Source organism: Streptomyces griseorubiginosus, assembly GCF_017614965.1.
In the GTDB taxonomy this organism is placed as follows: Bacteria; Actinomycetota; Actinomycetes; order Streptomycetales; family Streptomycetaceae; genus Streptomyces; species Streptomyces griseorubiginosus_B.
Genome location: NZ_WVUG01000226.1, coordinates 1 through 14,633 on the forward strand (window position 1 = coordinate 1; position 14,633 = coordinate 14,633).

The 14,633-nt window shown below is 68.9% G+C and carries 16 protein-coding genes; 7 read left to right on the top strand and 9 right to left on the bottom strand.

Going from position 1 to position 14,633, the window contains the following annotated elements; all coding sequences use genetic code 11:
- Both GRC12_RS31580 and GRC12_RS31585 read left to right on the top strand, forming a co-directional pair.
- A partial coding sequence (locus GRC12_RS31580; protein WP_244374055.1) for a hypothetical protein occupies positions 1–801 on the top strand: 801 nt, incomplete at its 5' end.
- Between the two features lie 134 nt (positions 802–935).
- A complete protein-coding gene (locus GRC12_RS31585; RefSeq protein ID WP_133045764.1) occupies positions 936–1,133 on the top strand; it encodes a hypothetical protein in 198 nt (65 codons plus the stop codon).
- On the opposite strand, the gene GRC12_RS31590 is transcribed toward GRC12_RS31585, so the two are convergent.
- Positions 1,119–1,469, bottom strand: a complete 351-nt coding sequence (locus GRC12_RS31590) for a metal-sensitive transcriptional regulator (protein ID WP_208782963.1) — start codon at positions 1,467–1,469, stop codon at positions 1,119–1,121. The genes GRC12_RS31585 and GRC12_RS31590 overlap by 15 nt on opposite strands.
- 200 nt (positions 1,470–1,669) lie before the next feature.
- On the opposite strand from GRC12_RS31590, the gene GRC12_RS31595 reads away from it, so the two are divergent.
- Both GRC12_RS31595 and GRC12_RS31600 read left to right on the top strand, forming a co-directional pair.
- Positions 1,670–2,290, top strand: a complete 621-nt coding sequence (locus GRC12_RS31595; protein ID WP_009326469.1) for a DUF47 domain-containing protein — start codon at positions 1,670–1,672, stop codon at positions 2,288–2,290.
- Positions 2,291–2,297: 7 nt separating this feature from the next.
- On the top strand, positions 2,298–3,296 hold the full coding sequence (locus GRC12_RS31600) for an inorganic phosphate transporter (RefSeq protein WP_208782964.1): 999 nt from the start codon (positions 2,298–2,300) through the stop codon (positions 3,294–3,296).
- Positions 3,297–4,053: 757 nt separating this feature from the next.
- On the opposite strand, the gene pstB is transcribed toward GRC12_RS31600, so the two are convergent.
- From pstB to pstS, 4 genes are all read right to left on the bottom strand, one after another.
- Entirely contained in the window at positions 4,054–4,830 is a 777-nt protein-coding gene (gene pstB, locus GRC12_RS31605; protein ID WP_208782965.1) for a phosphate ABC transporter ATP-binding protein PstB, read from the bottom strand.
- Between the two features lie 71 nt (positions 4,831–4,901).
- The gene (pstA, locus tag GRC12_RS31610; protein WP_208782966.1) at positions 4,902–5,954 is read right to left on the bottom strand and encodes a phosphate ABC transporter permease PstA; all 1,053 of its coding nucleotides are present in this window, start codon (positions 5,952–5,954) and stop codon (positions 4,902–4,904) included.
- The gene (pstC, locus tag GRC12_RS31615) at positions 5,951–6,955 is read right to left on the bottom strand and encodes a phosphate ABC transporter permease subunit PstC (protein ID WP_208782967.1); all 1,005 of its coding nucleotides are present in this window, start codon (positions 6,953–6,955) and stop codon (positions 5,951–5,953) included. The genes pstA and pstC overlap by 4 nt, the downstream gene beginning before the upstream one ends.
- A gap of 139 nt (positions 6,956–7,094) precedes the next feature.
- Positions 7,095–8,222: a phosphate ABC transporter substrate-binding protein PstS gene (gene pstS / locus GRC12_RS31620; protein WP_208782968.1), complete on the bottom strand. Its 1,128-nt coding sequence runs from the start codon at positions 8,220–8,222 to the stop codon at positions 7,095–7,097.
- A gap of 318 nt (positions 8,223–8,540) precedes the next feature.
- Here pstS and GRC12_RS31625 point away from each other — a divergent pair, with 318 nt between their 5' ends.
- Positions 8,541–10,085, top strand: coding sequence for an FAD-binding oxidoreductase (locus tag GRC12_RS31625; protein WP_208782969.1), 1,545 nt, complete (start codon positions 8,541–8,543; stop codon positions 10,083–10,085).
- Positions 10,086–10,106: 21 nt separating this feature from the next.
- On the opposite strand, the gene GRC12_RS31630 is transcribed toward GRC12_RS31625, so the two are convergent.
- The 4 genes from GRC12_RS31630 to GRC12_RS31645 all read right to left on the bottom strand — a co-directional run bounded on the left by GRC12_RS31630 (position 10,107) and on the right by GRC12_RS31645 (position 13,440).
- Complete coding sequence (locus tag GRC12_RS31630; protein ID WP_208782970.1) at positions 10,107–10,811, bottom strand: phosphatase PAP2 family protein; 705 nt, start codon at positions 10,809–10,811, stop codon at positions 10,107–10,109.
- 148 nt (positions 10,812–10,959) lie between these two features.
- Positions 10,960–11,967, bottom strand: coding sequence for a bifunctional lytic transglycosylase/C40 family peptidase (locus GRC12_RS31635; protein ID WP_208782971.1), 1,008 nt, complete (start codon positions 11,965–11,967; stop codon positions 10,960–10,962).
- Between the two features lie 114 nt (positions 11,968–12,081).
- Positions 12,082–12,855 carry a trypsin-like peptidase domain-containing protein gene (locus GRC12_RS31640; protein ID WP_208782972.1) on the bottom strand — a complete coding sequence of 258 codons (774 nt, stop codon included), beginning with the start codon at positions 12,853–12,855 and terminating at the stop codon, positions 12,082–12,084.
- Positions 12,856–13,008: 153 nt separating this feature from the next.
- Positions 13,009–13,440: an ATP-binding protein gene (locus GRC12_RS31645; protein WP_208782973.1), complete on the bottom strand. Its 432-nt coding sequence runs from the start codon at positions 13,438–13,440 to the stop codon at positions 13,009–13,011.
- Between the two features lie 200 nt (positions 13,441–13,640).
- Between GRC12_RS31645 and GRC12_RS31650 the strand changes: the two genes are divergently transcribed.
- Complete coding sequence (locus tag GRC12_RS31650) at positions 13,641–14,492, top strand: helix-turn-helix domain-containing protein (protein WP_208782974.1); 852 nt, start codon at positions 13,641–13,643, stop codon at positions 14,490–14,492.
- An 11-nt stretch (positions 14,493–14,503) separates the two neighbouring features.
- Positions 14,504–14,633: DUF397 domain-containing protein (locus GRC12_RS31655; protein WP_208782976.1), on the top strand; the 130-nt coding region annotated here is incomplete at its 3' end.

Here is a 14,633-nt window from a genome sequence, read left to right on the forward strand (position 1 = left end):
GGCGGGGCGGTCGCCGCGGGCATCGCGGTCTGTCTCGGGGCCGCCGGCTGCTCCGGCCCCGGCGCCGTCACCGAGGACTCCCGCGCCGCCGACGCCGTCCCGCTGCTGCACCGGGCCGCCGACACCCTGGTGGCCGCGGGCACCTCCAGGGCCACGACCTCGATGGAGATGGCCGCGGGCGGCACCCGCGTCACCATCCGCGGCCAGGGCGTGTACGACTTCCGGGGCCGGCTCGGCCGGCTGACGGTCCACCTGCCGCAGGACCCGACGGGCGCCGACGAGCACCGTCCGATCACCGAACTCCTCGCGCCCGGCGCCCTGTTCATGAAGAACCGCGGCGCCGGGGTGCCCGCCGACAAATGGGTCCGCGTCGAGACGGCCACCCTGTCCGACGGCAACCTCGTGACCGGGGGCGCGACCGACCCGTTCGCCGCCGCCGAGTTGCTGCGCGGCACCCGCACGGCGACCTACCTCGGCAGGACCGAGCTCGCGGGGACCGAGGTGCGGCACTACCGCGGCACCGCCGACCTCGCGCTCGCCGCGCAGGGGGCCGCCGGGGACGCCCGGGAGTCCCTCGCCGCGGCGGCGAAAGGGTTCGCCAGCGCCGACGTGCCGTTCGACGTCTACCTCGACGACCAGGGCCGCATCCGTAAGATCCGGCACCGCTTCAGCTTCGCCGGATCACGGCACGACAGGCCCGTCGCGGTCGCCTCGACGACGCTGCTGTACGACTTCGGGGCCCCCGCCGCCGTACGCCTGCCGGCCTCGAAGGACATCTACGCCGGGAAGATCGAGGAGTAGCGGTGTCCGCCCCGCGTCTTCCCCACGTCCTCCCCGCGGAGGAGGGCGGGCGGCGAGAACTAGCCCTTACGTGCCATGCGCTGTGTGTAGGCCGCTCCCTACTCTAGGAAGTCGGTGACGGCAGAGATGAGGTGATGCACGTGGCTCCGGTCGGCGGTACGGCAGTTCAGGACCACGTGGCCCTCGCCGAGATCGAGCTGTGCGGGGAGCTGATCATCGCGGCCTCGGCCGCGGGCGGGGACCGGCTCAGCCTGGAGAGCATCGACCAGGTCCTGAAGGTGGCCGAGGAACGCGAGGACGTCTCCGGCGCCCCGCGCTCAGGTGCGCAGTAGCCGGGCGATGGCCTTGGTGGCCTCGTCGACCTTGGCGTCGATCTCGTCCCCGCCCCTGAGGGCCGCGTCGGCGACGCAGTGGCGCAGGTGCTCCTCCAGCAGCTGCAGCGCGAAGGACTGCAGGGCCTTGGTGGACGCGGAGACCTGGGTGAGTATGTCGATGCAGTAGACGTCCTCGTCGACCATCCGCTGCAGACCGCGGATCTGGCCCTCGATCCGGCGCAGCCGCTTGAGGTGCTCGTCCTTCTGCTTGTGGTATCCGTGTGTGGCGTTCTGTGCGGTTTTGTCTTCCGAGCTGGCGGAGGGCGCCGTCGCGCCGGCCTCGGTGGTCGTCATCGCGTCCTCCCGTAAGACGTGCGGACATATACCCCAGGTGGGTATATGGTACCGAACTTTGCTGGGTATAGGGCCCTTGGTACGCCCCCGTGCGGATCACTCTGCCCGATGGGCGACACTGGTGGGCGGCCCATTAGCCGTGGCCGGATGTTGCACTTAGCATCAGCCTGACCGAAACCGATGCACCCCGAGGACCCCTTGTGCGCTTTCGTCTGACCCCCAGGGAGACGAGCTTCTACGACATGTTCGCCGCATCCGCGGACAACATCGTCACGGGCTCGAAGCTCCTGATGGAACTGCTCGGGGCGGACGCCTCCGCCCGGGCCGAGATCGCAGAGCGTATGCGGGCCGCGGAACACGCAGGTGACGACGCCACTCACGCGATCTTCCACCAGTTGAACTCCTCGTTCATCACGCCCTTCGACCGCGAGGACATCTACTCCCTCGCATCGTCCCTCGACGACATCATGGACTTCATGGAGGAGGCCGTCGACCTGGTCGTCCTCTACAACGTCGAGGAACTGCCGAAGGGAGTCGAGCAGCAGATCGAGGTGCTGGCGCGGGCGGCCGAGCTCACGGCCGAGGCCATGCCCAACCTGCGCACGATGGACAACCTGACCGAGTACTGGATCGAGGTCAACCGCCTCGAGAACCAGGCCGACCAGATCCACCGCAAGCTCCTGGCCCACCTCTTCAACGGCAAGTACGACGCGATAGAGGTGCTGAAGCTCAAGCAGATCGTGGACGTCCTGGAGGAAGCGGCGGACGCGTTCGAGCACGTGGCGAACACGGTGGAGACCATCGCCGTCAAGGAGTCCTGAGGCGTCGATGGACACCTTCGCCCTGGTCGTGACCATCGCGGTCGCGCTCTTCTTCACGTACACCAACGGCTTCCACGACTCCGCGAACGCGATCGCCACCTCCGTCTCGACCCGGGCACTGACGCCCCGGGCGGCCCTCGCCATGGCCGCCGTGATGAACCTCGCGGGCGCCTTCCTCGGCTCGGGGGTCGCGAAGACCGTCAGTGAGGGCCTGATCGCCACGCCGTCGGGCTCCCAGGGGATGGCCATCCTCTTCTCGGCCCTGGTCGGCGCGATCGTCTGGAACCTGATCACCTGGTACTACGGCCTGCCGTCCTCCTCCTCGCACGCCCTGTTCGGCGGCCTGGTGGGCGCGGCGATCGCGGGCGGTACGACGGTCCACTGGTCCGGGGTCCTGGACAAGGTCGTCATCCCGATGTTCCTGTCCCCGGTCGTCGGCCTGGTCGTCGGCTACCTGGTGATGCTGGCGATCCTGTGGATCTTCCGCAGGACCAACCCGCACAAGACCAAGCGCGGCTTCCGCATAGCGCAGACCGTGTCGGCCGCCGGCATGGCCCTCGGCCACGGTCTCCAGGACGCCCAGAAGACGATGGGCGTCGTCGTCATGGCACTGGTGATTTCCGGCCACGAGACCTACGGCGACCCGATCCCGGTCTGGGTGAAGCTGGTCTGCGCCGTCATGCTGTCCCTCGGCACCTACGCGGGCGGCTGGCGCATCATGCGCACCCTCGGCCGCAAGATCATCGAACTCGACCCGCCACAGGGCTTCGCCGCGGAGACCACCGGCGCCGCGATCATGTTCTCCACCGCGTACCTCTTCAAGGCCCCGGTCTCCACGACCCACGTCATCACCTCGGCCATCATGGGCGTCGGCGCGACCAAGCGCGTCAACGCGGTCCGCTGGGGCGTCGCCAAGAACATCGTCCTGGGCTGGTTCATCACGATGCCGGCCGCGGCCGTGGTGGCGGCAGGCTCCTTCGGCCTGGTGAACCTGGCGTTCCTCTAGGGCCGGTTGCACCCTTCCCGGCACGGAGTCTCCTCCGGCACGAACAGAGTCCGAGCGCGAGGCGCGCATCTCGCCGACACGGACCAAGGCGAAGACTCGCCCGCGCGGCCACCACCTCGCGGCCTCACCGCGGCGGCCCGCACGGGGCCACCGTCGCAGAGCCCCGTGCCGGCCACCGTGGCGGCCCCGGTTTCCGGTCGCCGCCACCCCGGCCCCCGGCGGCCGGCTTGCCCCGGCCGCCTCGGCCTCAGCGGTGGGCGTTGCGGCGTCCGTCACAAAACCCCCGTGGCGGAACGCGAGTTCCGGTTACCACCCCGGCCCCTCGCGACCGGCTTGACCCGGCCGTTTCGGCCGCCGCCGCGACACCTCGACCTCGTCGCGGTGGCCCGCACGACGGCCACCGTCGCGAAATCCCGTGCCGGCCTCCAGCGCAGAGCCCGGTGCCAGCCACCGTCGCAGCGCTCCGGATCGGCCACCGTCGCGGAACCCGGGTTCCGCGCGTCGCCCCCACCCCGGCCCTCGCAGCCGTCTTCACCTCCGGCCGCCTCGGCCGCCCACGCGACACCTCGACCTCACCACGACGGCCCACATGACGGCCACCGCCACGAAACCCGTGCCAGCCGCCGTCGCGGAACCCCGTTCCGGCCGCCGTCGCGTGCTGCGGTTGAACGACGGGCCCGCCCCCGGGAGCCAGGGGCGGGCCCTTCATCGACCTCGCGGTGGCACCGCCATGCAGCACCGCGAGGGGTCTTCGGGATCAGCCGAAGCGGCCGGAGATGTAGTCCTCCGTCGCCTGGACCGACGGGTTGGAGAAGATCCGCTCCGTGTCGTCGATCTCGATCAGCTTGCCCGGCTGCCCGACCGCCGCGAGGTTGAAGAACGCCGTACGGTCCGAGACGCGCGCCGCCTGCTGCATGTTGTGCGTCACGATGACGATCGTGAAGCGCTCCTTCAGCTCACCGATCAGATCCTCGATGGCGAGGGTGGAGATCGGGTCGAGGGCGGAGCAGGGCTCGTCCATCAGCAGCACCTTCGGCTCGACCGCGATCGCGCGGGCGATGCACAGACGCTGCTGCTGACCACCGGACAGGCCCGAACCCGGCTTGTTCAGACGGTCCTTGACCTCGTTCCAGAGGTTCGCGCCCTTGAGCGACTTCTCGACGATGTCACCGAGCTCGCTCTTCTTCACGTTGCCGTTCAGCCGCAGCCCCGCCGCCACGTTGTCGAAGATCGACATGGTGGGGAAGGGGTTCGGCCGCTGGAACACCATGCCGACCTCGCGCCGCACGGACACCGGGTCCACCCCGGGGCCGTACAGGTCCTCGTCGTCCAGCAGCACCTTGCCCTCGACCCGGCCGCCCGAGGTGACCTCGTGCATCCGGTTCAGCGTGCGCAGGAACGTCGACTTGCCGCAGCCGGACGGGCCGATGAAGGCCGTCACCGTGCGCGGCTCGACGGTCATCGAGATGTCCTCGATCGCCTTGTGGGAGCCGTAGTAGGCGGTCAGTCCGCTTACGTCGATTCGCTTGGCCATGATTACGTCACTTCCAGAAAGTCTTGATCGGTCGCCGATGGCCCCGCCCGGCGGAGCCGGAAATTGTCGCCTTAGCGACCGGTCTTCGGGGCCTTCCAGCGGGCAATGGCCCGGGCCACGAGGTTGAGGATCATCACGAAGGCGATCAGGGCGAGCGAGGCCGCCCAGGCCCGGTCGTAGGCGTAGTCGTTGCCCGCGGCGTACTGCTGGTAGACGTACAGCGGCAGCGACTGCTGCGGCCCCGAGAAGGGGTTGTTGTTGATGAACCGGTTTCCGAACACCAACAGCAGCACAGGGGCGGTCTCACCCGCGATACGGGCGATGGCCAGCATGATGCCGGTCGTGATGCCGCCGATGGAGGTCGGCAGGACCACCTTCAGGATCGTGCGCCACTTCGGGACACCCAGCGCCAGGGACGCCTCCCGCAGCTCGTTCGGGACGAGCTTGAGCATCTCCTCGGTGGAGCGCACGACCACCGGCATCATCAGGATGGCCAGGGCGAGCGAGCCGGCGAAGCCGAACGGCTCCATGTCGAAGATCAGCATCAGGGAGAGGATGAACAGACCGGCGACGATCGACGGGACACCCGTCATGACGTCGACGAAGAAGGTCACCGCCTGGGCGAGCCGGCCACGGCCGTACTCCACCAGGTAGATGGCGGTCAGCACGCCGATCGGCGCCGCGATGATGGTGGCGAGACCGACCTGCTCCAGGCTGCCGATGATGGCGTGGTAGATGCCACCGCCCGGCTGGGAGTCGGCGACGAGGCCCATCGAGTGGGTCAGGAAGTAGACGTCGAGGACCTTCACACCGCGTACGACGGTCACCCAGACCAGGGAGATCAGCGGCACGAGGGCGACGAGGAAGGCGACCCAGACCAGACCGGTGGCGATGCGGTCCTTGGCCTGGCGGCGGCCCTCCACCGTGGCGGCGATGGCGTAGGTGGCGATCAGGAACAGCAGACCGGCGATCAGACCCCACTGCACCTTGGTGAGCCCGGCGCCCGCCCCGATGGCCACGGCGACGGCCGCGGAACCGGCGGCGATCGCCCAGGGCGACCACCTCGGCAGACTGGCGCCGCGCAGGGTGCTGGGGCGCTTCTCGGCGATGGCGGCGTTGCTCATGCGTTGGCCCCCGAGTACTCCTTGCGGCGGGCGATGATCATGCGAGCCGCGCCGTTGACCAACAGGGTGATGACGAACAGGACCAGACCCGAGGCGATGAGGGCGTCACGGCCGAACTCGGTGGCCTCGCTGAACTTGCTGGCGATGTTCTGGGCGAAGGTGCCGCCGCCCGGGTTGAGCAGGCTGCCGTGGATCAGGAAGTCCGGGGAGAGGACGGTGGCGACGGCCATCGTCTCGCCGAGCGCGCGGCCGAGGCCGAGCATCGACGCGGAGATCACACCGGAGCGGCCGAACGGCAGGACGGCCATGCGGATGACCTCCCAGCGCGTGGCGCCGAGGGCCAGGGCCGCCTCCTCGTGCATCTGCGGGACCTGGCGGAAGACCTCGCGGCTGACGTTGGTGATGATCGGCAGGATCATGACCGCGAGCAGGATGCCCACGGTGAGCAGGGAGCGCGGGGCGCCCTGGTCCCAGGAGAAGACCCCGGTCCAGCCGAAGAAGTCGTTGAGCCAGCCGAAGAGGCCGGTCATGTGCGGTACGAGGATCAGCGCGCCCCACAGGCCGTAGACGATGGACGGCACCGCGGCGAGCAGGTCGACGACGTACGCGATGGGACCGGCCAGCCGGCGCGGGGCGTAGTGCGTGAGGAACAGCGCGATGGCGACCGCGACCGGGACCGCGAGGACCATGGCGATGATCGAGGAGATCACCGTGCCGTAGGCCAGGACGGCGATGCCGAAGCTGGGCGGCGTGACGTTGGTGTTCCACTCGAAGGTGGTCAGGAAGTTGCCGTGGTTCTTGCTGAGCGCGAGGGAGGCTCGGTAGGTGAGGAAGACCGCGATCGCGGCCATGATCACCAACAGCAGGATGCCCGACCCACGGGACAGACCGAGGAAGATCCGGTCTCCGGGTCGGGTGGCGCCGCGGGCGTTGCGTTTCTGCTCGGCCGGCGTGGGCTGGGGCGTGGGAGGGGGTGCGTCAGTTATCTGTGTCGTGTCCATCGGGTTCTCCGGTCTGCGGAGCCGCACACGAGGTACGGCTCTGCGAAGCCGTACGTGACGTACGGCTCATGGCGGCGGTGCACCGGACGGTGCGGGCCGGTCCCGGGATCAGGGGCCGGGACCGGCCCGCACACTCAGATCAGCTCAGGCCAGCGACGGTGGTGCGGACCTTGGCGATGATGTCGGCCGGGATGGGCGCGTACTTCAGGCCGGAGAGCACGCCCTGGCCTTCCTCGGAGGAGATGTACCCCAGGAACGCCTTGGTGGCCGGGAGGGTGTCGGCCTTGTTCCCCTTGTCGCACACGATCTCGTACGTGACCAGCGTAATCGGGTACGCGCCGTCTGCCTTGGTGTTGTAGTTCAGCTGCAGCGAGAGGTCCTGGCCCGTGCCGATGACCTTGGCGTCGGCGATGGCCTTGGAGGCGGAGTCGCTGCTCGGGGCGACCGGCGCGCTGGCACCCGTGTTGATGCTGACGGCGTTGACGCCCTCGGCCACGTAGGACAGCTCGAAGTAACCGATGGAACCGTTGGTCTGCTTGACCTGGGCGGCGACACCGGAGGACTGCGCGGCGGCCTGGCCACCCTTGGCCTGCCAGGCCTTGCCACCGGAGTACTTCCAGTCGTTCGGGGCGGCGGCCTTGAGGTACTTGGTGAAGTTGTCCGTGGTGCCGGACTCGTCCGAGCGGTGGAACGCCTGGATCTTGAGGTCGGGCAGCTTGGCGGACGGGTTCAGCTTCTTGATCGCCGGGTCGTTCCACTTGGTGATCTCGCTGTTGAAGATCTTCGCCAGGGTGGGAGCGTCGAGGACCAGGTTCGAGACGCCGGAGAGGTTGTAGCCGACCGCGATCGGGCCGCCGACCATCGGGAGGTCGATGCCCTGACCGCCGGTGCAGACCTTCTTGGAGGCGGTGACCTCTTCGGGCTTCAGCGCCGAGTCGGAGCCGGCGAAGGCGAGCTGGCCCTGGGTGAAGGAGGTGACACCCGCACCGGAGCCGCCGCCCTTGTAGTTGATCTGGACGCCACAGGCCTTGGAGAAGTTGGCCACCCAGGCGTCGATCGCGTTCTTCTGCGCGGACGAGCCGTCGGCCAGGAGCTGCCCCTTGGCGTTGTCGCACTTGATGGAGCCGGCCTGGGTCGAGGCCGAAGCGCTGCTGCCGCCGCTGCTGCTGCTGGTGTCGTCCGAGCCGCACGCCGTGAGGACCAGGGCGCCGGAGGCGGCGAGAGCACCGAGAGCGAGGGCCCGCCGGTTCATGCGCTGAAGCTTCACTTGAAAGAGATCCTTCCAGGAGCCGCCGTCCTGAATCGGCGGCGTGCGAAGTTGCGAAGTTTCGGTTGATGCGGACGCGTCTGTAGCGATGCGGCCGCATCTCGTAAGGCTGAAATTAGGCAGATCAGGTGAAGGCGCCAATGGGCGCAAATGAACGGGAGGTGAACCCCTGCAGACTTTGTGGTTAGGTCACGGAACGCTCACGGGGAGGGCACGTGTAGGTTCCGGCCTCACGGTGACACAGGAGTGACAGTTCTCCTGGAACCCACGAGATCGGCGCGCCGTCTCGTACCCCGAGAATACTTCGGGAGGAACAGCATGCAACGGCGTACGTTCATCGGCGGCGCGGCCGCGATCGCGGCGGTCGCCACGACCGCCTGCAAGGGCGAATCCGCCGACGCGGACACCAGCTCCTCGACCTCCTCCGGTACGTCCATCCGGTCGACGTCGGCCCAGGCCGCCGCCGCGAACTGGACGGGCCTCGCCCGCGACCTGGACGGCACCCTGATCCGCCCGGGCGACGCCAAGTGGGCCACGGCCCACCAGCTGTACAACACCCGCTTCGACGGTCTGAAGCCGGCCGCGGTCGCCTACGTCGCCCACGCCGACGACATCCGTACGACCCTGGCGTACGCCCGCGCCCACGGTATCCAGGTCGCCATCCGCAACGGCGGTCACTCCTACGCCGGCTGGTCCTCGGGGAACGGCAAGCTGATCCTCGACGTCTCCGAGCTGAACCGCATACGGGTCGGCGATGGCCAGGCCGTCGTGGGCGCCGGCTCCAAACTGATCGACGTCTACCGCGCCCTGACGGCGAAGGGCGTGACGATACCGGCGGGCTCCTGCCCCACGGTCGGCGTCTCCGGTCTGGTGCTCGGCGGGGGCCACGGTGTGGTCTCCCGGGCCTACGGTCTGACCTGCGACAGCCTCACCGAGGCCACCCTGATCACGGCGGACGGCAAGCAGCTCACCGCCAACGCGACGACCAACAAGGACCTCTTCTGGGCCCTGCGCGGCGCGGGCAACGGCAACTTCGGCGTCGTGACGGAACTGCACTTCAAGACCCACCCGGCGCCGCAGGCCGTGTCGGCGTACGTCACCTGGCCGTGGGCGAAGGCGGCGGCCGTGGTGAAGGCCTGGCAGGAGTGGGGCCCCGGCCAGCCCGACGAGATCTGGTCCTCCTGCCATCTGGAGAACGGCGGCTCGCCGACCGTGTCCGTCGCCGCGTTCTCGCTCGGCACCTACGGCGAACTCCAGAACGCGCTGGACCGCCTGGCCTCGAAGGTCGGCGCCCCCGCCCGCAGCGTCACGCTGAAGAGGCACACCTACGAGGGCGCGATGGAGGCGTACGCCGGCTGCTCCTCCTTCCCGACCGCCGCCCAGTGCCATCTGCCCGGCTCCACACCGGGCCGCAGCCCGCAGGGCGCGCTCGGCCGGGAGACCTACGCGGCCCGCTCGGACTTCTTCGACCGTTCGATCTCGACGGCCGGCATCCAGACGATGCTGGCGCACATCAAGTCCGTCCAGGGCGGCGCCGGCAGCATCGCGCTCACCGCCCTCGGCGGCGCCGTCAACCGCGTCTCCCCCACCGCGACGGCCTTCGTCCACCGCCGCTCCCGGATGCTCGCCCAGTACATAGCGTCCTGGCGCGCGGGGACGACGGGCACGGCCGCCCAGTCCTGGCTGACGAAGACCCACGACGCGATGAAGCCGTACGCCTCTGGCGCGGCCTACCAGAACTACACCGACCCGACCCTGACGAACTGGCGCAAGGCCTACTACGGCGACGCGGCGGCGAGGCTGACGACGGTCAAGAAGCAGTACGACCCGAACCGCTTCTTCACCTACCCCCAGGCGCTGTAACCGGCTCCGGGACTCCAGCGGCTAGGCCGCGAGGTCCCGTTCCTCCGACTCGACGTCCTTGCGGGCGCCGGGGATCATCGTGCCCTCGCCGAGGGCCGAGCGTCCCCGGGCCCGGACGAACCAGGCGCCCCACGCGGAGGTCTCGACGGCCTTCAGCACCGGGGTGAGCAGGGCCATGGCGAGCGGGGAGAGCAGCAGGGCGACGGCCGTGCCGAGCGCGAAGCCGCCCACCACGTCGGTCGGATAGTGCACACCCATGTAGACCCGGCAGAAGCCCTCGAGCAGCGCGAGCCCGATGCCGACGAGCCCGAACCTCCGGTTGGCGACGAAGAGTCCGACGCCCATGGCCATGGTGATGGTCGCGTGGTCGCTGACGAAGGAGTAGTCGGTCTTGCCCGGTACGAGGACGTCCAGCCCCTGGTGGACGAGGAAGGGCCGGGGCCGCTCGACGAAACCCCGTATCGGAACGTTCACCAGCACGGCGACGGCGGCGGCGAGCGGCGCCCACACGAGCGCGGCCACGGAGGGGACGGCCTCCTCGCCGCCCTTCCTGCGCACCGACCACCAGCACCAGACCACCAGCAGCACCATGGCCACCAGCAGCCCGTACTCCCCGACGAACTCCACGATCCGGTCGAACCAGTGCGGAGCGTCCTTGGCCAGGCCGTTGATGTCGTAGAGCAGGTCGACGTCGGGGTTCGACCCGGTGTCTGCGAGTCCAGCCATCGTGCTGCGGCCCCTTCGTCGTCTGCTTGCTACGAGAACAGGAACGCACGCTCCCGGTTAATACGTTCCACACTCCACCGAATGATCACGCAGACGTTATCGAAGAGAGACTCATCGCCGCAGCTCAGGGGGTGGGTTCACACGCGGCTCACACCGTGGTGGGCAGTGCTTTCGCGCCATCTTCCGTGACCCGGGTCGCCCCGAAGTACTCGGAGGTGTCGATCGGATCGAACCGGATGACGGCCCCGGTGCGCGGCGCGTCGATCATGTATCCGCCGCCGACATAAATGCCGACATGGTGAATGGCTCGGGAGTCCGTCGGATCGGTCGAGAAGAACACCAGGTCCCCGGGGAGCAGTTCGTCCCGCTGGGGGTGCGGGCCCGCGTTGTACTGGTCGTTGGCCACGCGCGGCAGCGTGATGCCGACGCTCTCGTACGCGGCCTTCGTCAGCCCCGAGCAGTCAAAACGCCCGTTGTCGGCGGCAGTTCCGTTGCCGCCCCACAGATAGGGCGTGCCGAGCTTCTTCTGCGCGTAGTAGATGGCCCCGGCGGCCTGCCGGCTCGGATCCACCCGCGTGACGGGCGCGGCGAAGCTCTCCTCCAGCGTGGTGATCGTCTTGACGTAGTTCTGGGTCTCCTTGTACGGCGGGACGCCCCCGAACTTGATCACCGCGTAGGCCCCGGCGTTGTACGAAGCGAGCATGTTTTCAGTCAGGTTCCCGGGTACGTCCTTCACGTACGAGGCGAGTTGGCAGTCGTACGACGCGGCGGACGGGATCGCGTCCTGCGGATCCCAGACATCCTTGACGCCGTCGCCGTTTCCGTCGATCCCGTGCGTGGCCCAGGTCCCCGGGATGAACTGAGCTATCCCCTCGGCCGCCGCGGCGCTCCGGGCCCGCGGGTTGAACCCGCTCTCCTGATAGAGCTGGGCGGCGAGCAGGGCCGGGTTGAGGGCGGGGCAGAGATTCCCCCACTTCTGCACGATGGCGGAGTACGCGGCAGGCACGGCCCCCTTGGCCAGCGCCTTGGTGCCGCCCCCCACGCCGTTGACGAGGTTCCCGGCGACGACGTACACCCCTACGACGAGCAGCATGACGAAGGCCATGGCGGAGCCGACAGCCACGGACGCGATGATCCATGCCTTACGCACCGTCACCCGCCCCTCGCCGCCCGGGAGTCTGTCGAGGGGTCAGTCTAGGGGCGGTGACTGTGTTCCGGAATGATCACACTCGGCCATTGTCAGACGTCAGACGCCAGCCGCCCCCGCGCATCACGGATCGGCGGCAGCGTCCTTGTACAACTCGGCGGCCTCGGCCCCCAGCACCACGCTGTAGGAGATGTCGTCCGTGTCCCCGCCCTCTTCGTGGCCGCCGAGCACGCCCACGACCTGCCCGTCCCCGTTCACCCAGGGACTCCCACTGGTCCCCCCGCTCAGACTCGGACAGTCGATCCGCTGCTGGGTACGGCTGTGTGCGGTCGGCCGGTTGGTGCAGCTGACCGGCACCTCCCCGGAGCTGGGATACCCGGTGATGGTGACCGCCGTGGCCCCGGTCGCCGTCCTCGTGGTGAACCTGTTGCCGCCGACGACGTCCTCGACGCCCTTGCCGTGCTGATAGCCGATGATCCCGAACGCGACGTCGCTGTCCTCGTCCTGCTCCTTGCGCCACCCGTCCGGCAGGAACTTCCGCTGCACGGTCCACACCCCGTAGGGCGCCTTGCCGTCCCGGTACCCGGGGACGAAGACGAAGTCCTGGTCGCTGTCCAGACAGTGCGCCGCGGTGACGATGAGGTTGCGGTTCGGACTGTGCACGACGGAGGCGGTGCAGTGGTGCCCGCCTATGAGAGTGGATCTTCGGTCGGCCGGGAACAGCGGACCGACCCGCACGGACTGCGAGGTCGCCGCGGCGGCCACGGTCACGCCGAGCGGTCCGGGCCCGTCGTCGGCGTTGGCGAGGGACGCGGAGGTGAGAGCCGGCACGGCCAGGACGACGGCCGCGCACAGGGGACTGGCGATACGCCTGCTGATCCGAGAGGTGCGCTTCATCGGCACCCACTGTGTCCAATGAAGGTGAGAAAACCGTCTGCCGTTCACTGAGATATCTCCGTGAACATGGACCGCCTCCTTAGTCCACCACCTCTCCGCCTCCCGACCCACCGTACTGTGCCCACTCCCCGCCCGCCTCCGCGTCACTCTGAGTCACTTGACCGGACACTCGGCCCACAGCAGCTTTCCGCCCCTGGACGCGCCGAGCTCCCGCAGCACGGATACCCCGACGGCGTCCGCACAGGCCCGCACGATCTGCAGCCCCCGCCCGCGCTCGGCGTCCGCCGGGGGTGGGCCGTACGCTTCCCCGTCCCGGAACCCGGCCGGAACCCGCGGATCGCTGTCCCACACGGCCACCCGCAACTGCCCGGACTCCATGGGCCGCACCCGCAGGGCGTACGGCCCGCATGTGTGCCGGTGCGCGTTGGCGAGCAGCTCGCCGGCCAACAGCTCGGCGGTCGGCGTGAGTTCGACGAGCCCGTGGGCGGTGAGCAGCGCACGCAGGGTGACCCGGGCGATCCCCGGCGCGCGCGGATCGTGCGGGAGTTGGAGGGTGTAGGCCCAGGACGGCGATACGGTGGCCATGGAAGTCTCCGGTCACTGTGGGGAGTTGGACACGTGCGATGAGTGGCCCAGTGGCTTGCCGTCCCGTCGGGCGGTGCGCTTCTGGGGGTTGGGCGCCCGAGTTCAAGGTAGCGAAGCAGGGATATATTCTTCACCGGATTCCGGAAGAGAATAAGGACGATCACCCCTTTGGGTGACAGCAACACGGAGGCGGGGCAAAGATGCCCGTGAGAAGCAGCCCGACGGGGCGTCAACTCCGAGTCGGAGCCGAACTGCGCAGGCTGCGCGAGCGGGCCGGTTTGTCGTCGACACAGGCCGCCCAGCTCCTCGGGATGCGGCAGGCACAGGTGAGCAATATGGAGACCGGACGGCTCGGTGTCAGCGCCGAGCGAGTTCGCACCTTGGCCTGCCACTACGACTGCCCGGACAAGGCGCTGATCGAGTCCGTCGCGGCGATGACCGGTGACCGCACCCGAGGCTGGTGGGAGGAGTACCGCGACATCCTCCCCGCCGGGATGCTGGATCTCGCCGAACTGGAACACCACGCCATCGCGCTGCGGGCCAGCACCACAGCTCGTATCCCGGGCCTGCTTCAGACCCGCGAATACGCCTTGGAGGTCTTCCGCCAGGCGGTCATCGAACTGTCACCGCCCGACATCGAGCACCGCCTTTCCTTCCGCATCAAGCGACAGGCGGTCCTGTACCGCGATCACCCCGTCCCGTACGACGCGATCGTCCACGAAGCAGCACTGCGCATGAGGGTCGGCGGCTCCTCGGTCACCCGACAGCAGTTGCAGTACCTGCTGGACATGAGCGACCGAGACAACATCACCCTGCGCGCCATCACCTTCGACGCCGGCGCATACCCGGGGTCCGGACAGTCCATCTATTACGCGCACGGCCCGGTCCCGCAGTTGGACACCGTCCAGCTCGACCAGTCCCACGGCGTCGCGTTCCTCGATGCCGAGGCCCAACTGCACAAGTACCGAACGCTCTTCGCCCGGATCGAGGCGGTGGCCCTGAGCCCGGACAAGACCCGCGACCTCATCCACCGCCTGATGCGAGAACTGTGAGGAGCCCAAGCATGAACCTGAACTGGCAGAAGTCGTCCTACTGCAGCGAAGGCAACTCGTGCCTACACGTGGCCGCAACCCCCGCCGCGATCCACATAACCGAGTCCGGCGACCCCACCGCCTCCATACTCACCACCACCC